We start from the raw sequence: 19,817 nt of genomic DNA, 5'->3' as shown, positions 1-19,817 counted from the left end.
AACGCCGCAGATCGCCTTCGTGCAACAGTCTCTTTTTGGTATCACTGACGGGCATGTCATACTAAAGGAAAGCGTGGTGAAGTGCTAGCACTTCACCACGCCTGTGACCTCGGAGGGGCTCGAACCCTCGACCCATTGATTAAGAGTCAATTGCTCTACCAACTGAGCTACGAAGTCATTTGCTTTGGGAGGTCGTTACCTCTCGTTTGCGATTGCAAAGGTAACACAAAATATTTATTTGACCAAAATATTGGACTTATTTTTTCACTTTATCCGGATTTCGCTTAATATATTCGCTCCAAGAGCTGCTTCCAGAGCTTTTATGCGGACGAAGTTGCTGCAGATGATGGGTCAATGCCACCGCCACCGCATCTGTAGCATCATTTTTCTCCATCATCGCTTCCGCCGGTATCTTTAGCATATACTGCAGCAGAGCCGCCACCTGCTCCTTGCTTGCATTTCCTTTGCCTGTAACCATACGCTTTATTGTACTCGGCGCATATTCGGTAACTGGGATACCCGCCTTAAGGGCAGCCACCATCGCCGCTCCTTGTGCACGTCCCAGCTTCAAGGTTGTCTGTATATTAACCCCATAAAAAGGGGCCTCTAATGCCATCGCCGAGGGAGCATACCTCGTGATCAGTGCTTCTACCGCCTCTTGTATCTTCAGGAGACGAGAGTAGTGCGACTTATAGCGGTCAAGCCGAAGGATTCCCATCGCCTCTAGTGCTGGCTTATTGCCCGACACTCTTAGCACCCCGTAGCCCATCACGATCGTACCAGGGTCGATGCCTATGATTACTTGTTGATCCATTATCTAATTGTTCTCCTACAAAGTTAAGTATAAATGAGCAATCTACCTCAAAGGGTTTTAGTAACTTTGCCCATATTTAATTGACACCTATTAGATTAATAAAAAGATATGACGCGACGCAAAACAACATTTTGGGCACTTCTAATCCTCACGCTCTCCGCCATCTTTGTAGGGATAAAGCTGTACCAACAGTCTTCAAAAGCAAAGACACAAGAGAGATACGCAGTGATCCTCTCGCTAGATGGCTTTAGGTATATGTACCTAGACGAGATACCCACCCCGTTTCTCGACGCAATGGCAGCAGAAGGGGTATCAGGCTCCCTACAGCCCTCCTACCCCAGCAATACCTTCCCCAACCACTATAGCATGGCCACAGGACTTTATCCCCAAAACCACGGCATTGTCAACAACCGTTTTTGGGTCAATGAACTCAACGACTATTACCGTCTCGGTGATAGCACTCGAGTATACAATCCAGCCTTTTATGGGGGTGAACCCATCTGGAATACCGCCGAGAAACAAGGGATAAAAGCAGGCTCCTACTTCTGGGTAGGCTCTGAGACAGCTGTGCAAAATATGCACCCTAGCTATTGGAAAAAGTATGATGCCAATACCTCCTTTACAGCTCGTGCAGACTCCGTGATAGCATGGTTGCAAAAGCCGATTGAAGAGCGTCCTCGCCTTATCACCTGGTATCTCCAAGAGCCCGATCACACGGGTCACACTTGTGGTACCGAGAGCGACGAACTCAAGGCGATGGTTGCCAAGGTGGATAGTGTAGTAGGCTATTTTAGGAGTAAACTAGCCAAGCTTCCCATCGCTTCACAAGTTGATTTTATTATAGTCTCCGACCACGGGATGAAAGATTATGAGCCCGAAAAACTCGTCAACCTTTGGGACTACCTTCCAGCAGATAGCTTTAGCTATATCGTTGATGGCACCCCCACCCTCCTCTACACCAAGCGCCCAGAGTATATTGACGAGGCTATGTCGGTGCTTGAAAAGATTCCAAATATCACCGCCTATCGAAGGGCCGATGTACCTGCACGCTTCCACTTTAGCGAAGGAGAGCGACTCGGAGATATCGTCGTGATGCCCGAACTCGGAGGCTATATCTTCTTCAGAGAAGAGCCAGAGCTCAAGCTTGCTGCCGGTCACGGGTTTGATAATTCAGTGCCCGAGATGCAAGCCATATTCTTTGGTGTAGGTTCCTCATTTGCCAAAGGCAAAAAGGTGAGTCAAGTCCCCAACGTAGCCATCTACCCACTCCTCTGCCACCTACTCCAGCTAACACCAGCCTCCAACGATGGCACCGAAGCGGATGTGCAGAAGCTCCTAGGCCACTAAGTATCTCATCAACTATTTGCACCACAAAAGAAAGAAATGGATAATACCCAACACAGCAGTCACACCATAAAGGAAAGAATCACCACCCGAGATTCCAATATGGAGCTACTACGTATTGTAGCTACCCTATTGATCCTCGTAGTCCACGCTAATTACTTTAGTCAGGGGTCCCCACAGTGGGAATGCTTCACACAGAACACCTATTATTCCATTTGGATGGTGCTCTGTCAAAGCCTATCCATTGTATGCGTCAATCTCTTTGTACTTATATCTGGATGGTTTGGGATCAAACCCAGGCTAAAAGGGTTCTTCAACTTTATCTTTCAGTGCCTCTTTTACTCCACAGCCATCTATATAACGGCTCTCTTATGTGGGTTTTCCGATCTTACTTTCAAAGGAATTGCACAGGTATTATATGCCACCAAACTTGGTTGGTTTATTAAAGCCTATATTGGGCTCTATATCTTATCTCCAGTTCTTAATCTCTTTATTGAGCATAGCTCTAAACGGGTTTATGAAATAGTACTGATCGTATTCTTCATATTCCAATCCACTTATGGTTGGTTAGGCAATGCTTACTTCTTTAATGAAGGTTATTCAACACACTCATTTATAGGTCTCTACCTACTCGCTAGGTACATTCGTATCTATAAGCCTCGATTTTCTCAGTTACCCAAAAGCATAGACCTCCTTACTTACATTGGCATTTCACTCATCGTCACCACCCTTATCGTCTCTTTGCCCATTATTGGGGAGGGATGGGGCAATTTAGCAAGGGTTGCTAAAGCCATCTATAATAGACACCACTACCTTTTTGACTACTTAGCTCCAACTGTCATTATCTCATCAGTTGCTTTACTGCTATTCTTTTCAAAACTAAATATTCAATCCAAGCTGATTAATTGGAGTGCAGCCTCCTCCTTCTCTGCCTACTTAACTCACGCAAACCCCAATATCACTCCCTACTATACCACCGCTGTTCTTTACTTCTATGCCACCTACAGCCTTCCAGTGGCTATATTATACACTGGACTGATGATTCTTGGCATATACCTTGCTTCCACTCTGATTGATCAGATTCGTATCGTTGCTTGGAATTATATTTCAAGGAGAGTATAAAAAAAGTGGCTAGTGAACAGTGTCCAACACTAATCACTAGCCGCCTACTTTTACCTACTAAATTATTAACGATTAGTGGTGAGATAGATAGTTAGCTACGCTATCGTGGCTCTCCTTGATCGCCTCCTGGCCATCATTCCAGTTGGCAGGGCACACCTCACCATACTCCTCATAGTGCTTCAGGGCATCTACCATACGAAGTACCTCATCCACATTACGTCCGAGTGGCAGGTCATTCACCAGCATATGGCGTACAATACCCTCCTTATCAATCAGGAATAGACCACGGTAAGCTACAGGATTACCCTCAAAGATCAGGTTACCCTCCTCATCATAATCCTCCTCACCAGCCAAAACGCCGAAGTTCTGAGAGATCACCTTTGAGAAGTCGGCAACAATTGGATACTCTACTCCCTTGATACCACCCTCCTTACGATCCTGAGAAAGCCAAGCAAAGTGCGAGAATTGGCTATCCACTGAGCAACCAATCAGCTGCACATCACGCTTCTCAAACTCCGCGAGCTTTGCCTGGAATGCGTGTAGCTCCGTAGGACACACAAAAGTAAAGTCCATAGGGTAGAAGAAAAGGACTACATACTTCTTTCCCTCAAATTGCGATAGGGTAAAGTTCTCGATAAACTGACTACCCTTCACAGCCGTTGCACTAAAATCAGGTGCTTTCTTTCCTACTAATGTAAACATATCTATTTGTAAATCTTAATCCATCACGCACCTACAGAAAGAGCTTTGTGACGGGGTGAATAAAAAAAAACAACTTTCTAAAGAAGGAAAATCTTCTCCTCCTCTATTACCAATAACATTCATCACCCCCGAAATGTTTAGAAAACAAATCTTGACATCGGAAAATTATTATCGCCTGCAAAAAAATACTAGCCACGACACTCCTATACCACTTTTTCCATTGACTATTACCCCATAGTGTAAGTAGCCAAAAGTGGAGTTGCAACTAAGCGATCGGCGAGTTGCAACTAAGCAATTGCCGAGATGCAACTAACCGGTTGCTTAGTTGCAACTCAATTAACGCCATCATATCACACTGAAAAACAATGGGTTACAAAATCACTTCCAACGCCCTAAAATAAGGCAAAAAACACCCCAATCTCCAAGTCAAAAGAAGTACAATAAGCCTATTACTCCGCACGAAACACTCAGCAATTGTGGTTAAATAAAAGCTAAATAACAGACTCCTCAATACACAGGGCTAAGGGTACATCTTTGCTACTATCGTGGAATTGTGGTAATTTTGAATGGTAATTGACAACGTGGCGGCACTATACCTTACGTATGGAAGTGCCAATAATACTACCTTATCACATAGCAAATGAGTAACAAAGAAACCGACGAAAAAGAGCTAAAACTACCATGGAGCAATAAACGACCATGGTGGCTTAGGCTTTTGATACATATAGGACTGATTGTATTAGCTGGATTATTGCTTCTTTGGGGGTCAATGTTTTTCCTCAAAATATACACCCGTCACGGCAAAGCCATAGAGACACCCGATATCATTGGGCTTTCGCAAGTCGAAGCCTCTGAGATGCTGGGGCGGTCGCACCTAAATATGGAGGTGGTTGACTCCGTCTATGTAGAGGGTCAGACCCCTGGCATCATACTAGATACTACTCCCAAGGCGGGCTCACGCATCAAGCCCCACCGCACGATCTTTGTGACGGTCAATACGATGAACGTCAAGAGCATCAAGATCCCTGAGTTTGAAGAGCTATCGGAGCGCTCAGTGGAGATGATGCTAAAGGGTGCTGGTTTTAAGAATGTCACGATAGAATATGTACCAGGGCCACACCATCTACTGGTGTTGCATCTCAAGGATAGCACTGGCAGGTACCTCAGTGCAGGCGAGCGTATCCCCTACAACACCCACTTGATTATGGAGGTCTCCTCGACCGAAGAGTACGAGACAGCGATGATGGATAGCCTTCAGAATAGTTCGCTAGACCTTCCGCTTGACACCCCAATTGAGGAACCCTCTGGAGAAAACTGGTTTTGAGTAAAGCCCCATGGCGATAGATAAGTACATAGACTACGAAGCAACGGAAGAGGAGGACCTTCTAGAAGAGGAGGAGCCGACCCTAGAGGAGCAGCTCTACGAGCACTTCTCTTGCGTGGTAGATAAAGGGCAGACGCCCCTACGCATTGACCGCTTCTTGGTAGATCGTATGCCCAAGGTTAGTCGCAATCGCATTCAGCAAGCCGCTGAGGCGGGTGCCCTCTTTGTGGATGATAGGGCGGTGAAATCTAATTACAAGGTGCGCCCTGGCGAAGTAGTCTCACTGCGGTTAGAGCGACCTCCCTACGAACTAGAGATTATCCCCGAGGATATCCCTCTCAATATTCTCTACGAAGATCCTTACCTAATGGTGGTCAATAAGCCAGCAGGTTTGGTGGTTCACCCAGGTCACGGCAATTATACGGGCACCCTTCTCAATGCCCTTGCCTATTATCTAAAGGACGACCCTAAGTACGACCCCAACGACCCCAATGTGGGGCTCGTCCATCGCATTGATAAGGACACGAGTGGTCTGCTATTGATAGCCAAGGAGCCTACGGTTCGGACAGCTCTTGCACGGCAATTCTTTGAGAAGAGTACTCGTAGGGAGTACCAAGCAATCATTTGGGGGCGTCCAAAGGAGCGGGAGGGGACGATCCGCACCAACCTAGCACGTGATCCTCGGGATAGGATGATTATGACCACCTTTCCCTACGAGGGAGAGGTCGGAAAAACAGCCGTCACCCACTACAAGGTGGAGGAAGAGCTGGGATATGTCTCACTCATTAGGTGCCAGCTAGAGACTGGTCGAACTCATCAGATCCGTGCCCATATGAAGAGTATTGGGCATCCGATCTTCAATGACGAGCGGTACGGTGGGAATGAAATACTTAGAGGCAATCGCTTTGCCAATTACAAGAAATACATTGAGAATTGTTTTGCTCTCTGCCCCCGACAGGCACTACATGCCCAGACACTTGGCTTTTATCACCCTGTGAGGAAGGAGCAGATGGATTTTACTTCACCTTTGCCAGAGGATATGTCGGCACTACTAGAGAAGTGGAGACGATATGTAGAGGCTGGCTCCATTGAACCTATAGAGGTATGAATCAACACCCTAAGATAGCTCTTGTAGCAGGTGGCTACAGTAATGAATATGAGGTCTCCCTCAAGAGTAGAGAGGGCATCCTCCACTTTTTGGAAGGGGCACCACTGGAGATTTTCCCCGTGCTCATCACTCACGAGAAATGGGTGGTACAGCTAGAGGGAAAGGAGTACCCCATTGACCGCAACGACTTCTCCGTTCAGATTGATGGCACCAAGGTAACCTTTGACTACGCCTATATTACCATCCACGGTACGCCTGGGGAGGATGGGCTCTTCACCGGCTACCTAGATATGCTACGGATCCCCTATAGCTGTTGCCCCACAGCCATCGGTGCACTCACCTTCAATAAGTACCTCTGCAAGCACTTTCTCCATAGCTTCGGCATCAAGATTGCGCCAAGTGTAAGGTTGCAGAAGGGCGATCCTATTCGTCCTATTATCCTTGCGGTAGAGCCCGGCTTGCCCGCCTTTGTAAAGCCTAATGCTGGAGGGAGCAGCGTAGCTACTACCCGAGTGGACGAAGTGAATGACCTTCTACCAGCGGTGGAACTAGCCTTTAGCGAAGCCGATGAGGTGCTGATCGAGGGATTGATTACCGGCACTGAGGTTACCTGCGGAGCCTACAAAGATGGTGAGGGACTGCATATCCTTCCCGTGACGGAGGTGGTGCCGAAAAATCAATTCTTCGACTACGATGCGAAGTACAATGGTGCAGTGGAGGAGATTACTCCCGCCCGCATTTCACCCGAGATGACGGCTGAGATTCAGCAACTCACTCGTGAGATCTATGGATATCTCGGGGCGTCGGGAATTATTAGAGTAGACTTTATCATTGAGGAGGGGGTACCAGTGCTCCTCGAGGTCAATACCACTCCCGGCATGACAGCCACCAGCTTTATCCCTCAGCAGGTACATGCCGATGGCAAGAAGGTGGGCGACGTATTGATGAGTATTATCCAGTATCATTTAGAAAACCATAAGAGAGATAAATAGCCATGATGAAGACCGACGACATATATTTTGAGAGCATACGCCCTTATATTGATAGCGAGGTACAGGAGGTGGTAGCACACCTAGTCCAACAAGAGGAGGTTCAGGGTATCCTCCATCACTTCTATGGGGATATCACTAGGGAGCAATTAGATAAGATGGTGGAGAGATCGACCTCCATCTACAACTTCAAGGAGACTTTCCTCAAGCCAGTGATTGAAGCAATCCTCAAGGACTCTACCTTTTCGCTCACTATCTCAGGCAAGAGCAAGTTGGTAAAGCGTGGTGAGGAGAAGCAACTCTTTATCTCGAATCATAGAGATATCATTCTCGACTCTGCCTTTCTCAACTACCTACTCTACAGCTCGGGACTAGGATTTCCCCGCATCGCCATTGGGGATAACCTACTTATTAGCGAATGGATAAGGGTGGTGGTGCGATTGGCCGATGCCTTTATCGTAAAGCGAAGCCCCTCCATGCGTGAGATGCTGATAGAGAGCAAGCGACTCTCTAATTATATCCTAAGCTCAGTGGCTGGTGGTGAGGCTTCTGTATGGCTGGCACAGAGTGAAGGGCGACGCAAAAACTCCGATGACCGCACCCAGACTGCGGTACTCAAGATGCTTACCCTCAGTGCCGATCGAGGAGAGAGTGAAGCAGAGCTCCTCAGCAAACTGCACATTACGCCTGTGGCGATCACCTACGAGTACGATCCTTGTGACTATCTCAAAGCAAAGGAGATGCTGGCTAAGAAGCTGGATCCGTCGTGGAAAAAGGCGCCACTAGACGACCTCATCAATATGCAGACAGGGCTAGAAGGGCAGAAGGGGAGAGTACACTTTGCCATCGGCGAGACCCTCTACGACCTTTCTACTATCACACAAGCAGCTGAGACGAAGCAGGAGGTTCTGAAGCTAGTAGCCGAGGAGATTGACCGACAGATATTCACCCTTTACCGCTTCTACCCCAATAATTACGTTGCTTTTGATGCACTCCATGGCGGTGAGCAGTTTGCCAAAATGTATAGCGAGAAGGAGAAGGCAACCTTTGAGAAGTACCTAGCCCAGCAGATAGCTAAGGTAGAGGCAGCGCCGGAGCATCACCAGTTTTTGAAAGAGAAGATACTGGAGATGTACGCTACACCACTAAAGAATCACTTGATTACCACCAAGCAATATAGATAGCATTATGAAAAGAGCTTTAATTATAGTAGACCCTCAATTGGACTTCATCACAGGTACCCTCCCAGTAGGAGGTGCCTCGGAGGCAATGGATCGTTTGGCTACAGCACTGCCAAAGATCGCAGCCGACCAAGTCTTTGTGACCATGGACGCCCACCCTATCAAGCATTGTAGCTTTGAGCCCAATGGTGGCATCTGGCCTACCCACTGCGTAAAGTATAGCACGGGAGCTGCCATTTGGGAGCCTCTAATGGAGGCACTCATTGCACTTCCCTGCCCTATCAGTTTTATAGAGAAAGGGTGCGATCTAGACCGCGATCAGTACAGTGCTTTTGAGGATAGCTACCCTAAGGAGCTAGAGAGTGCCGAGGAGATTCTACTCTGCGGTCTAGCGGGGAATGTCTGTGTGCTCAATAGCCTAAAGGATCTAGTCCGCCATGGACTAGCGAGTAAGATCACAGTCCTCACGGATGCCTCCCCTAGCCTCGACGATGGCACAGCCCTCAATGAAATCATAAGAGAGACCAAAGTAAAATCTGTAACATTAGAGAATCTAGATAAATAATATGAGTTGGTTTGACTGCAAAATAACATACGAAAAGGAGATTAATCAATCGGGAAAGATGCGCAAGGTAAGTGAGTCTTACCTGGTAGATGCAGAGTCCTTTACAGAGGCAGAGACCCGTATCTCTGAGGAGATGCACAGCCGAGGAAGCTACATTGTAGACAGCGTCCGTAAGGTACGCCTGTACGAGCTTTTCCTTGATGATAAGAGCGAGCGATATTACAAGAGCAAGGTGGGCTTCATCACCCTCGACGAAAAGGCAGGGGTGGAGAAGCGGAAGTTTGTGCAGATAATCGTACAAGCCGATGACCTCGATGAGGCACTTGAGAACCTCCACAAAGGGATGAAGGATACGCTCGGAGACTACGAGGTGGCAAGTATCACAGAGACCACCTACATGGACGTATTTAAGTACCAAATAAATACTGGGGAGGAAGCAAAGTGAGTATCAAAGAGCGGCTAGAGACACTCCGACGAGAGCTCCCAGAGGGTACAAAGCTCATTGCGGTATCTAAGTACCACACCGAGGCAGAGGTGATGGAAGCATACGATGCGGGTCAACGACTTTTTGGTGAGAACCGTGTTCAGGAGCTACTCCCTAAGGAAGAGCACTTACCCAAGGATATAGAGTGGCACCTCATCGGTACGCTACAGAGGAATAAGGTGAAGTACGTGGTGCCCTTTGTCTCTATGATACACAGCATCGATAGCCTTCGACTACTACAGGAGGTGGAGAAGCAGTGTGTGAGACTAGGGCGTGAGACGTTGCCAGTACTTCTACAGATACACATCTCAGGCGAAGAGACTAAGCACGGCTTTACCGAGGATGAGCTTCAAGAGTTCCTCCAGAGTGGTGAGATAGAGGAGCTTAAGCATGCCCAGATTTGTGGGCTGATGGGTATGGCCGCCCTCACCGATGATATGAGTGTGGTGGAGGGGCAGTTCGCACACCTACAGGAGTTATTCCAAAGCCTCAAGGAGGGAGCATTCAAGGGGAGTCCACACTTCTCTGAGCTCTCTATGGGGATGACTCACGACTACCCTTTGGCACTGAAGCACGGAGCTACCTTCATCAGAGTAGGAAGTGGTATTTTTAGTTAAATCAAAGGAAATAAGTGGCTTGTATCATTTATTTACCTACTTTTGTGTAAGAATGTAAAGGGGAAGCACCCCGCTAGGTAATGACTAATTCTATAGAGATAAAGGGCTATGAAGGAGCAAGATTATGACTCAGAGAAAGACCTCGACTTAGAGGACTACGAGGATGATGACGAGCTCGATTGGTACGATGAAGAGCTACTGGACTACGTTCGAGAAGAGACTAAGGATATGGAGCGTATCAATGACCTCCTAGACCAAGACCTCCTATATCTCTTTGAGCTATGGGATGAGTACACCGAGGACATTGAGGGTGATGAAGATGAGGTGGAGATAGATATTGACGACCTCTATCAATTCGTACAAAAGACAGCTGCTGAAGATGAGCAAGACATAGATATCAGTCAGGAGGACTTGGTACTGCTGCTACAGCTACAGCAAGAATTTGATGAATCATTGGGGGAAGAGGATTAACCATTTAACAGAAGAGAATTATGACAAAGTTTCAATCTATTTTAGGAGTAACTACAGTATCATTAGGTCTGCTACTGAGCGGATGCGGGGCATCTAATTCAGTAAAGGGTCTCGGCATTGGTGCTGCCGCTGGTGCAGCTATCGGAGCCGGTATCGGTAAGGTGGCTGGCAATACCGCTATGGGTGCCGCAATAGGTACCGCCCTGGGTGGTGCTGCGGGTGGTATCATCGGCGATCAGATGGATAAGCAAGCTAAGGAGCTAGAGGAGCAGATACCAGAGGCCACTGTAGAGACAGTGAATAATGGTGAAGCGATCCGCGTTACCTTTGATAGTGGCATCCTATTCGCTACTAGCTCTAGCACACTCAACCAAGCATCGCGTGACGCTCTCCGCAAGTTTGCAGAGAATATGAATGCCAATCCTGATACCGATATCAAGATTATTGGCCACACCGATGCCACTGGTAGGTATGAGTACAATATGAAACTCTCTGAGGAGCGTGCCATGAGTGTTCGCAACTTCCTACGTGGCTACAATGTAGATGTCGCTCGTATGACTAGCGAAGGGGTAGGACCAGACCAACCTGTAGTGGACAACTCAACCCCAGAGAATAGAGCTAAGAATCGCCGAGTAGAGATATTCATTCTGCCTAATGCCAAGATGATCAAGGAGGCAAAAGAGGCAGCCGGTAAGTAAGTAGTCGTAAAGACAATATGTCCCGAGGGGTAGACGAAGTGTCGTCTACCCCTTTTTGCATCTATTACGGTAGAATTGGGTACCTTTACAGAATATATAAGAATAGGTTTAATGAGTTCGTATGGCAGATAGAGCAATTCACCCACTTCAAGAAATAATTACCAAGTACATAGCTGATAATAAGATTGATGAGGAGACCATCTCAGAAAGCTTATTCCTCACAGCTCTCCCGAGCTATGCCTTTCCTTTGCCTAATGATAAATCCGTGGTGTCTTTTATTCTTTCGATTACACTGACTGGTTATTCTAGTGCTGAGCTAGGTGAAAGAATGGTAGCCGCCACCGTCAATTTCACCAATAAAACCATCCAATTTGAGGACCTTCCTAAGAACCTATTTGGATTCGACCAAAAGACAACACAGATGTCTATCCTACGGGCTCTCTATTTTATGATCCCTTCAGAGCAAGGCACCTATCACGACTCTCCATTACTTAAAAATAAGAAGTCACCCATATCTCAAGGTCTGCACATTCCACTAACAGAGAGCTACCAAATCGATGAACTGACGATGGATCTAGTCTGCACCCGTAAGAGATCGGATACAATAAGCTACAAAAAGATAGATATAGATAACGGCAAAGTAAAGACTACTGTTCACGACTCTATTCAACTACAGCAGCAGGATTTTGAGGTTGATATCCCAGCCCACTTCATTACAGCCACCTGCACCTGCACGGAATGTAAGTCTTATGAGGAGTGGTCCCCCTGCAGGCATATTGAAGTAGCATTGACCAGCATCAAGGAGACCCTTCCCGAGCTCTTCTTCAATCCAGACTACGGAAGAGACCAACTCATTGCCGACCTACAAGCCAAGCTTCCTGAGGAGGATCCACTTCGCACAGAGGGACAACTTGCCTACGACCAGGATGGGCATTATATGCTGATGCAACCCGATGACCTTTGCATCTCAGACCCCGCAGATACTCTAAAGGCACTAGGTCTCAACTTTAAGAGTACTGCATCCAAAGTAGACCCCGAGCTCTCTCGAAAGTTGGCACAGAATAGGTTTCAACTATTCTTCTATATCTCTCCTATCTCATATCGCTTTAATAGCAATATCAATCGGTGCTGGCTACCGTTACCAGCTCGTGGCAAACTAGCTGCCTCGGGTAAGCTCAATCTCAACTTCGTCACCCTCCAAAATATTGAGAAGCTCACCCTCCAGCTCTCCAACCTCACCGATGAGGAGGCACTACACGCTACTTCCTACCTACAGCTTAGCAATACGATAGACGAGCGCTCGTGGGAATACAAGCCCTCCGTAGAGTCTGTGGCTACCATACATCAACTCAGGGGTATCCTAAAACAACACCCCCTCTATCTATACATTGACAAGTTCGATATTCAGAAATTCGAACAAAAGGGGCTTGAGCGACTTACGCAGTTAGAGCTTCACGACGAACTAGCAGAGGTTCGCCTTGATCTTATCCAGACCGACTTTAATCAGCAATTGATAAAGCTTCGCCCCACCCTACATGCAGGCGACCAAGAGATAGAGATCAACCCCGACACCATGATGATCCACCAAGCTTTTGTGATTGTTGACTACAAGGAGGTCTACATCTTCAGGTCGGCAGGGGACTATCAGATGCTTAACTACCACCTACAGGTACTCAATAGAGAGAAGCCGATGATCCTCTACCAACCAAAGGATCTACCAAAGCTCTACGATACGGTCATCAAACCCCTCGGCAAGCTCTTTGAAATCAATTCAGAAGTACATAATAAGCAACAACTGCAAGCAGAGCAAGCCACAGCTCAACTCTTTCTCACCGATACTGATGAGGGGACTATCCGCCTCACCCCAGCAATACAGTACGGTGAAGACTCAATACCTCTAACTGATAGAGCCCCTCTTTACGACCGTGAGACCAATACACTACTAGAGCGTGATGCCGACTTCGAGAACCAGTACCTAGAGTACCTCCGCAGTCTGCATCCCTCTTTCGATGACGCAGCTATCGAATTCACCCTTACAGGAGAGCAACTGATGGAGGATAACTGGCTCCTCAATTCTAGCGAAAAATTACGTAATAAAGGGGTACAGATTTATGGCTCTGAGAGTCTGAAAAACTTCCGTTACAACCTCCATACCCCCACCATCTCCATCTCCACTTCGAGTGGGATAGATTGGTTTGACCTCAAGATCAATATCAAGTTTGGCAAACAGACAGCTTCGCTACAAGAGGTACGGAAGAGTGTGATGAATAAGAGCCAATACATACAGCTCTCCGATGGTACCGTCGGAATCCTCCCCGAGGAGTGGCTAGAACGGTATGCCCGATACTTCCAAGTTGGCCGACTACGCAAAGACAAGTTAGAGATCTCCAATTACCAATTCAATATTATTGATCAGCTCTACGACGACCTCCCCAAGCGACCTAAATACATAGAGGAGATGATGGAGCGCCGTCGCCGACTTCAAAACCTCACTAAGCTCACTCCCCACCCTATCCCAAAAGGAATCAATGCTGAGCTGAGAAGCTATCAGCAGAGTGGCTTCGATTGGCTACTATTCCTCAACCAAAACCAACTAGGAGGCTGCCTTGCCGACGATATGGGACTAGGAAAAACCCTACAGGTCATCACCCTACTCCAGCACCTCAAGGAGCAAAGTGGCAAAAAGCCACTACCCCCACACCTCATCGTGCTACCCACCTCACTGCTATTCAATTGGCAAAAAGAGCTAGATAAGTTTGCCTCCTCCCTCACCTATCTAGTCTACCGAGGAGGCGATAGAGCCTCCCTAAGAGAGCTATTCTCACAGTACGACATCATCCTCTCCACCTATGGAGTGGTCTCCAACGACATTGAGGAGCTCTCTCAAATCACCTTTGAATATGCTATACTCGACGAAAGCCAAGCGATTAAGAATCCACTCTCCAAGCGATACAAGGCAGTGCGTCTTCTTCAAGCGAACCATCGCCTTGCCCTCACAGGTACTCCGATTGAAAACAATACCTTCGACCTCTACGCCCAGATGAACTTCCTCAATCCAGGTATCTTTGGTAGTATGGACCATTTCCGTCAAAACTTTGCCAATGCGATTGATAAGCAACGCGATGAGCGAAGCACTCACCTACTTCGGGATATGACACAGCCCTTCCTCCTTCGTAGGACAAAGAAGCAAGTAGCCACCGAACTGCCCGATAAGACAGAGACAGTCCTCTATTGCGAGATGAAGGAGGAGCAGCGAAAGGTTTACGACAGTCACAAGGAGCACTTCCGCGAGCAGCTCCTTAGCGAAATGGAGAACTCTAGCGAAGGAGAGGCACAGATGATGGTACTCCAAGCTCTCACCAAGCTACGACAGATCTGCAACTCCCCAGCTCTCATCTCCACAGAGAGCGAGGACTACGGGACACAGTCGATCAAACTAGATATATTGATGCGTAACCTCCGCGATATTGAGTCAGAGCATAAAGCCCTCGTCTTCTCACAATTCACCTCTATGCTCGCACTCGTCAAGAAGCGACTAGAGCTAGAGGGCATCCCCTACGTCTACCTCGATGGCTCCACCACCAATCGAGAGGCGGTGGTCCAGCAGTTTCAAGAGGATGATGAGATACGGGTCTTCCTCATTTCCCTCAAGGCGGGTGGCACAGGGCTCAACCTCACCGCTGCCGACTACGTCTTTCTCATCGACCCTTGGTGGAACCCTGCAGTAGAAAACCAAGCCATCGACCGAAGCTACCGCATCGGGCAAGAGAAGCACGTCAATGCCTATCGCCTAGTCTGCAAAGAGACCATTGAGGAGAAGATCCTACAGCTACAAGAGAGCAAACGCTCCCTCTCCGAAGATATTATCCAAACCGATAAGATCCAGAAGAGCTTCTCCCGCGACGACATCGCCGACCTCTTCAAGTAACCTGAATAAGTACAGACCCACGAAGAGAGAGAGAGTTGCGACTTTCGACTAACTACGAATAAAGGCGGATAACCCATAGGTTACCCGCCTTTATTCATGTCAATAGCAATCTATTGAATCACCCAATTAAAGGGTTGAGATAGGTGCAATAGGTGCATCGCTATGTCTCTGGAAGTGATCCCTTGGATGCTCACATGCAGGGCACTTAGCTGGAGCTTTAAGTCCCTTCATAAGGAAACCACACTTACGGCACTGCCATACCACTTCCTTATCGCTCTCAAACATCTTATCCTCGCGGATACGCTTAGCAAACTCACTGTACACTCTAGAGTGCTCGCCCTCTGCAACAGCAATAGCTCTATAAGCAGCAGCAATAACTGGGAAGCCCTCCTTCTCTGCAGTCTCAGCAAATCCAGGATATACGCTCTCCATCTCCTCATGCTCTAGCTTAGCGGAAGTCTCTAGATTTTCAAGAGTAGTACCAATAGTACCTGCTGGGAACTCTGCATTTACATTGACCATTCCACCCTCAAGGAACTTAAAGAATCTCTTAGCGTGTGCCTTCTCTTGGTCTGCAGTTTGCTCAAAGAAAGCTTGCACCTCTACGAAACCATCTTTCTTCGCCTGGCTTGCAAAGAAGCTGTAACGAGCGTGTGCTTGGCTCTCATTAGCAAAAGAAAAGATTAGGTTCTTCTCGGTCTGTGTACCCTTCAAACTTTTTGTTGCCATACTTTACCTTTTATTTATAATTAGTTATTTCTTTGGAGCACTTAGCCCCTCATTCGTTACAAAGCTAATCATAATTAGGGAAATAAACAAGCAATAAAAGCATAAAAGTACCTACAAGTAGGTATATGCTCGTAAGAAGCTCTCCAAAAGAAGAAAAGCTTCCTTGTAAAACTACAAAGAAGCTTTTGGACAAAAGAGCGGAAAACGGGACTCGAACCCGCGACCCCAACCTTGGCAAGGTTGTGCTCTACCAACTGAGCTATTTCCGCAGATGTTTTGCAATCTTAGGAGCATCTCTCCTCTTTTGCTTTGCAAAGGTACGACAATTATTTCAAACCACCAAATATCTAGCCAAGAAAAATTGTTTTGCTCATCCAGTATGGGCTCAAGCGCTTCAATCCCTATAGACTAAAGCGGTAGCAAGTGCCAAGATCCCCTCCTGACGTCCTGTAAACCCCATCTGCTCATTAGTCGTTGCTTTGATAGATACCTGATCAACGTCTACTGAGAGCAGCTGTGCAATTACCTCCTGCATTGCGGGCACATGCGGATTTATCTTGGGCTGCTCGGCCACAATCGTGGCATCAATATTCCCCACCTTATAACCTTTTTGGAGCACAAGCCTCGCCACTCCCTTCAGCAGCTGCTTCGAATCAGCTCCCTTATACTTAGGGTCATTATCGGGAAAGTGATAGCCGATATCCCTCAGTGCCAAAGCTCCAAGCAATGCATCACTAATCGCATGCAGTAGCACGTCGGCATCGGAGTGCCCCTTCAGCCCCAAAGGGTATTCGATCTTCACCCCTCCAAGCCATAGCTCTCGTCCCGACTCAAAACGATGGACATCATACCCTTGGCCTACTCTAAATGGTACCATAGAACTAAAAATTAACTCCTACACCCAGTCTGAATGTATTATTAAGAGGTGAATTGGTCTGAGTAGCTAGGAAATAGGAAAGGTCCACCTTTGCCCACTCATAAATAAATCCTAACCCCAAAGTAAAACCACTATTAGTTCCCTTGGTAGGGTGCTGATAATGATAGCCTGAGCGAACAAAGAAGCGGCTGTCATAGGTATATTCTGCACCCACCAACCACATTACTTCATTGAACTCCTCCGAGGCGCCACCAGTAGCATCACCAAATGAGCTCCCCATAGCTCGCCACATATTCATCTTATTGTAAGCGTCAGGAGCTTTCCGATCACTAGGATTGAAGGTAGGAGCTAATAATTTATTGGCCTCCAGATGTAGCCCTACCTGATGCTGTGGTGCGACATCGAGATCGAGCCCAACCCCCACTCTCATCTTGGCGGGAGCGAAAAGAGAAGAGCGACCACCATCATAGCTCATCTTACCACCCACATTATTGAGGGCCACAGCCGCTCTAAGTGCCCCCTTCATATCATTTGAGAACGTAAGACCTGTCTGATAGGTAGCCGAAATATCTACGAGGAAGTTATTGATCAACCCTTTGACCTCGCCCACTGAGTAATTATAGTCACTCCTCAAATAACGCATAGAAGCCCCCAATGCCCAGTGTTGATTAAGGGCAATTGAGTAACCTAGATCCACAGCCAATTCGTATGGGACAATAGTCGTCGGGATCATAAATTCACGCTGAAAAGCCATCGCCTCTCCGATATGGAAATATCTGAGAGAGGCCGACATCGCATGATTGATCTCGCCTGTATTTCCCCAAGAGTAATACCCAGTGAGGGTGGAGAGATTGATATCCTTAGCCACCTCAGAGAGCCAAGGGGTATAGACAAATGAGACGCCCCACTCCTTATCTATATAGGCAAGCTTAGAGATATTGTGATATATAGAGTGCGCATCGGCTGTTGTCGTCAACCCCACCTCTCCCATTCCGGCACTCCTGGCATCGGGAGTAATCGATAAGATAGGTGCTCCAGTTAGCACAGGGCTATAGGTCTTGGCACTTCCAGTCTCTTGAGCACTGGCATTATTTCCCCACACCCATAATAGTAGGGCGGTACTCACCAGTAGACTTTTGCCCCAAATCAGTAATTGTCTCATACTCACTTAATCCTTAAGAATACCAATTCTTCGTTTTGCTCATTACAAATAAATAGGCCCTGCTCTCGCTCCATCTCCCACACCTGCTCCATAGCTGGTATAGCCACTAGATCGCCTATCTTGAGGAGGTAGTACCGACTGAGCTCAGTGATGACGGCCTCTATCAAAGTCCTCTCAGGGAGCATCAATTGATGCGCCTCCTCGAGGTGATCAGTAGTTAGCATCTTCACACCTTTCATAGAGTGCTGGCTCATCTCGTCATACGTTAGCCATTCACTCCACCGAAAGAGGGAGCAATCGAAATCCTCCTTCATACTCTCAGGCAAGCTACTATCCAACTCCTTGGCTCTCAGAGAGACCCCCACCGACAGATTTTCGTAATATCTACTGGCAAAGGCTGGGTCAATACACTTAGCGACCTTGCTGATACGGACAAGCCACATAGCCTTGGCTTCCACTCCTCGCATCCAATCGGGTTGGTAAAAATCCTTACCCGAATTACTCAATACATTGTCGGGCCGTGCCACAAAGTGCCTTATCTCCGCAGCTCCAGACACCCACGAGCTAAAGAGTTTCATAACCCACTAATAGCCTCATCAATTCTATGAAACATCACAGCAAGGTGTGAGTAAATAGAGGTATTCTGCACCACCACATGGTCTGGCACCATAATTCTAAATGGGGTAAAATTCCAGATAGCACTGATCCCACACTCCACCAATTTATCGGTCACCTCCTGGGCGACATCCACTGGCACGGTTAATATCCCTATGGATACCTCCTTATCTCGCCGCTCCTTAAGCTCCGATAAGTGATAAACTGGCGACCCACCTATCACCTCACCTACCACTTCATCTCGGATATCAAAGCCCCCCACAATATCCATACCAAACTGAGAGAGCCCTCTATCGTGCATCAAGGCGGCACCTAGATTGCCCACTCCAAATATATAAGCTTTGTGCGATAGATTGAAGCCCAAGAAGCTCTCCAGTACCTCCACCATCTCAGCCACATCATATCCCACACGCGTTTTTCCCACGATCGAAACATAGGAGAGGTCTTTAGCCACGAGTGCCGAATCCACCCCTGTACTCTTGGCAATATGAGTAGAAGAAACCACCTTCTCACCTTGAGCCTCTAATAGTTTGACATACGCTAAGTACCAAGGGAGTCGCCTCAATGCTGGCTCTGGCACAATACTACCACCACTTATTTTTCTCTTCATATACTAATATATTCTCTGTACGTATTGCAAACTTATAAATAAATTTTGAGATTAATACCCCAGCCGACCTAAAAGCTCCCTTCTTGGCTCATCCTAAGATGGCTATAGAATAGGATAAAGATGCTATTTTTTGCCTAATACAAGGAAGGAAAATGGAACGTTGCAACAAGATATTTACTTCAATATAATCAGGTAAAATCCTTCTTGCAACTAAGCAATCGGCGAGTTGCAACTAAGCATTTGCCGAGTTGCAAGAAAGCTTTTGCTTAGTTGCATCTCGCCGATCGCTTAGTTGCATCTCGGCAAACGCTTCCGTATAACATTGAATTACAGCTAGTTATAAAAGGGGGGGGTTCACAGCCCTCTTTTAGTTAGTTTTTCCACCTTATTTAGCCATTTGAAACTCTGGGTGAATGGGGATCCCCACGATTGACATCTCTAATGCATAACCCTCGCTTTTGATGCCACACATTTTAG

The 19,817-nt window shown here is 47.2% G+C and carries 19 protein-coding genes and 2 tRNA genes; 12 read left to right on the top strand and 9 right to left on the bottom strand.

Annotation, left to right across the window (positions count from 1 at the left end; genetic code table 11):
• Positions 1-104: 104 nt before the first annotated feature.
• Both HMPREF3027_RS07410 and ruvC read right to left on the bottom strand, forming a co-directional pair.
• Positions 105-177, bottom strand: a tRNA-Lys gene (locus HMPREF3027_RS07410).
• A gap of 79 nt (positions 178-256) precedes the next feature.
• Entirely contained in the window at positions 257-814 is a 558-nt protein-coding gene (gene ruvC / locus HMPREF3027_RS07405) for a crossover junction endodeoxyribonuclease RuvC (protein ID WP_070707852.1), read from the bottom strand.
• Positions 815-922: 108 nt separating this feature from the next.
• Here ruvC and HMPREF3027_RS07400 point away from each other — a divergent pair, with 108 nt between their 5' ends.
• Both HMPREF3027_RS07400 and HMPREF3027_RS07395 read left to right on the top strand, forming a co-directional pair.
• Positions 923-2,161 (top strand): alkaline phosphatase family protein, encoded by a 1,239-nt coding sequence (locus HMPREF3027_RS07400; protein WP_070707851.1) that lies wholly within the window; start codon positions 923-925, stop codon positions 2,159-2,161.
• A gap of 36 nt (positions 2,162-2,197) precedes the next feature.
• A complete protein-coding gene (locus HMPREF3027_RS07395; protein ID WP_018027701.1) occupies positions 2,198-3,280 on the top strand; it encodes an acyltransferase in 1,083 nt (360 codons plus the stop codon).
• A 72-nt stretch (positions 3,281-3,352) separates the two neighbouring features.
• Here HMPREF3027_RS07395 and HMPREF3027_RS07390 read toward each other — a convergent pair whose 3' ends face one another.
• Positions 3,353-3,982 (bottom strand): peroxiredoxin, encoded by a 630-nt coding sequence (locus tag HMPREF3027_RS07390; protein ID WP_018027700.1) that lies wholly within the window; start codon positions 3,980-3,982, stop codon positions 3,353-3,355.
• Between the two features lie 640 nt (positions 3,983-4,622).
• On the opposite strand from HMPREF3027_RS07390, the gene HMPREF3027_RS07385 reads away from it, so the two are divergent.
• The 10 genes from HMPREF3027_RS07385 to HMPREF3027_RS07340 all read left to right on the top strand — a co-directional run bounded on the left by HMPREF3027_RS07385 (position 4,623) and on the right by HMPREF3027_RS07340 (position 15,347).
• Positions 4,623-5,306, top strand: a complete 684-nt coding sequence (locus tag HMPREF3027_RS07385; RefSeq protein ID WP_246830559.1) for a PASTA domain-containing protein — start codon at positions 4,623-4,625, stop codon at positions 5,304-5,306.
• Positions 5,307-5,322: 16 nt separating this feature from the next.
• Positions 5,323-6,414 carry an RluA family pseudouridine synthase gene (locus tag HMPREF3027_RS07380; RefSeq protein WP_070707878.1) on the top strand — a complete coding sequence of 364 codons (1,092 nt, stop codon included), beginning with the start codon at positions 5,323-5,325 and terminating at the stop codon, positions 6,412-6,414.
• Positions 6,411-7,406: a D-alanine--D-alanine ligase gene (locus HMPREF3027_RS07375; protein ID WP_070707849.1), complete on the top strand. Its 996-nt coding sequence runs from the start codon at positions 6,411-6,413 to the stop codon at positions 7,404-7,406. The genes HMPREF3027_RS07380 and HMPREF3027_RS07375 overlap by 4 nt, the downstream gene beginning before the upstream one ends.
• A 2-nt stretch (positions 7,407-7,408) precedes the next feature.
• The gene (locus HMPREF3027_RS07370) at positions 7,409-8,587 is read left to right on the top strand and encodes a 1-acyl-sn-glycerol-3-phosphate acyltransferase (RefSeq protein WP_083317550.1); all 1,179 of its coding nucleotides are present in this window, start codon (positions 7,409-7,411) and stop codon (positions 8,585-8,587) included.
• 4 nt (positions 8,588-8,591) lie between these two features.
• Entirely contained in the window at positions 8,592-9,149 is a 558-nt protein-coding gene (locus HMPREF3027_RS07365) for an isochorismatase family protein (protein WP_021903504.1), read from the top strand.
• Between the two features lies 1 nt (position 9,150).
• Positions 9,151-9,594: a DUF4494 domain-containing protein gene (locus HMPREF3027_RS07360; protein ID WP_018027694.1), complete on the top strand. Its 444-nt coding sequence runs from the start codon at positions 9,151-9,153 to the stop codon at positions 9,592-9,594.
• The gene (locus HMPREF3027_RS07355; RefSeq protein ID WP_070707848.1) at positions 9,591-10,250 is read left to right on the top strand and encodes a YggS family pyridoxal phosphate-dependent enzyme; all 660 of its coding nucleotides are present in this window, start codon (positions 9,591-9,593) and stop codon (positions 10,248-10,250) included. The genes HMPREF3027_RS07360 and HMPREF3027_RS07355 overlap by 4 nt, the downstream gene beginning before the upstream one ends.
• Before the next feature lie 108 nt (positions 10,251-10,358).
• Entirely contained in the window at positions 10,359-10,721 is a 363-nt protein-coding gene (locus HMPREF3027_RS07350; protein ID WP_070707847.1) for a hypothetical protein, read from the top strand.
• Between the two features lie 20 nt (positions 10,722-10,741).
• Entirely contained in the window at positions 10,742-11,419 is a 678-nt protein-coding gene (locus HMPREF3027_RS07345; RefSeq protein WP_070707846.1) for a YiaD family glycine zipper/OmpA-like lipoprotein, read from the top strand.
• Positions 11,420-11,540: 121 nt separating this feature from the next.
• The gene (locus HMPREF3027_RS07340) at positions 11,541-15,347 is read left to right on the top strand and encodes a DEAD/DEAH box helicase (protein ID WP_070707845.1); all 3,807 of its coding nucleotides are present in this window, start codon (positions 11,541-11,543) and stop codon (positions 15,345-15,347) included.
• A 126-nt stretch (positions 15,348-15,473) separates the two neighbouring features.
• Here HMPREF3027_RS07340 and rbr read toward each other — a convergent pair whose 3' ends face one another.
• From rbr to HMPREF3027_RS07310, 6 genes are all read right to left on the bottom strand, one after another.
• The gene (gene rbr, locus HMPREF3027_RS07335; RefSeq protein WP_018027689.1) at positions 15,474-16,076 is read right to left on the bottom strand and encodes a rubrerythrin; all 603 of its coding nucleotides are present in this window, start codon (positions 16,074-16,076) and stop codon (positions 15,474-15,476) included.
• Between the two features lie 196 nt (positions 16,077-16,272).
• Positions 16,273-16,345, bottom strand: a tRNA-Gly gene (locus HMPREF3027_RS07330).
• Positions 16,346-16,470: 125 nt separating this feature from the next.
• Positions 16,471-16,953 carry a 2-C-methyl-D-erythritol 2,4-cyclodiphosphate synthase gene (ispF, locus tag HMPREF3027_RS07325; protein WP_070707844.1) on the bottom strand — a complete coding sequence of 161 codons (483 nt, stop codon included), beginning with the start codon at positions 16,951-16,953 and terminating at the stop codon, positions 16,471-16,473.
• Positions 16,954-16,957: 4 nt separating this feature from the next.
• A complete protein-coding gene (gene porV, locus HMPREF3027_RS07320; protein WP_070707843.1) occupies positions 16,958-18,115 on the bottom strand; it encodes a type IX secretion system outer membrane channel protein PorV in 1,158 nt (385 codons plus the stop codon).
• A 2-nt stretch (positions 18,116-18,117) separates the two neighbouring features.
• Positions 18,118-18,693: a hypothetical protein gene (locus HMPREF3027_RS07315; protein ID WP_070707842.1), complete on the bottom strand. Its 576-nt coding sequence runs from the start codon at positions 18,691-18,693 to the stop codon at positions 18,118-18,120.
• On the bottom strand, positions 18,690-19,340 hold the full coding sequence (locus HMPREF3027_RS07310) for a redox-sensing transcriptional repressor Rex (protein WP_018027685.1): 651 nt from the start codon (positions 19,338-19,340) through the stop codon (positions 18,690-18,692). Before HMPREF3027_RS07310 ends, HMPREF3027_RS07315 begins: the two co-directional genes overlap by 4 nt.
• Positions 19,341-19,817: the final 477 nt, after the last annotated feature.

Source organism: Porphyromonas sp. HMSC077F02, from assembly GCF_001815465.1.
Taxonomy (GTDB): Bacteria; Bacteroidota; Bacteroidia; order Bacteroidales; family Porphyromonadaceae; genus Porphyromonas_A; species Porphyromonas_A somerae.
The sequence above is the reverse complement of the archived record's forward strand: the minus strand, read 5'-3'. Positions and strand labels throughout refer to the sequence as shown.

Coding starts and splice junctions, on each gene's coding strand:
- HMPREF3027_RS07350 (WP_070707847.1), top strand. CDS start 10,359: ATGAAGGAGCAAGATTATGACTCAGAGAAAGACCTCGACTTAGAGGAC.
- HMPREF3027_RS07365 (WP_021903504.1), top strand. CDS start 8,592: ATGAAAAGAGCTTTAATTATAGTAGACCCTCAATTGGACTTCATCACA.
- HMPREF3027_RS07390 (WP_018027700.1), bottom strand. CDS start 3,982: ATGTTTACATTAGTAGGAAAGAAAGCACCTGATTTTAGTGCAACGGCT.
- HMPREF3027_RS07360 (WP_018027694.1), top strand. CDS start 9,151: ATGAGTTGGTTTGACTGCAAAATAACATACGAAAAGGAGATTAATCAA.
- ruvC (WP_070707852.1), bottom strand. CDS start 814: ATGGATCAACAAGTAATCATAGGCATCGACCCTGGTACGATCGTGATG.
- HMPREF3027_RS07310 (WP_018027685.1), bottom strand. CDS start 19,340: ATGAAGAGAAAAATAAGTGGTGGTAGTATTGTGCCAGAGCCAGCATTG.
- HMPREF3027_RS07315 (WP_070707842.1), bottom strand. CDS start 18,693: ATGAAACTCTTTAGCTCGTGGGTGTCTGGAGCTGCGGAGATAAGGCAC.
- HMPREF3027_RS07400 (WP_070707851.1), top strand. CDS start 923: ATGACGCGACGCAAAACAACATTTTGGGCACTTCTAATCCTCACGCTC.
- ispF (WP_070707844.1), bottom strand. CDS start 16,953: ATGGTACCATTTAGAGTAGGCCAAGGGTATGATGTCCATCGTTTTGAG.
- porV (WP_070707843.1), bottom strand. CDS start 18,115: ATGAGACAATTACTGATTTGGGGCAAAAGTCTACTGGTGAGTACCGCC.
- HMPREF3027_RS07385 (WP_246830559.1), top strand. CDS start 4,623: ATGAGTAACAAAGAAACCGACGAAAAAGAGCTAAAACTACCATGGAGC.
- HMPREF3027_RS07340 (WP_070707845.1), top strand. CDS start 11,541: ATGGCAGATAGAGCAATTCACCCACTTCAAGAAATAATTACCAAGTAC.
- HMPREF3027_RS07345 (WP_070707846.1), top strand. CDS start 10,742: ATGACAAAGTTTCAATCTATTTTAGGAGTAACTACAGTATCATTAGGT.
- rbr (WP_018027689.1), bottom strand. CDS start 16,076: ATGGCAACAAAAAGTTTGAAGGGTACACAGACCGAGAAGAACCTAATC.
- HMPREF3027_RS07370 (WP_083317550.1), top strand. CDS start 7,409: ATGATGAAGACCGACGACATATATTTTGAGAGCATACGCCCTTATATT.
- HMPREF3027_RS07375 (WP_070707849.1), top strand. CDS start 6,411: ATGAATCAACACCCTAAGATAGCTCTTGTAGCAGGTGGCTACAGTAAT.
- HMPREF3027_RS07395 (WP_018027701.1), top strand. CDS start 2,198: ATGGATAATACCCAACACAGCAGTCACACCATAAAGGAAAGAATCACC.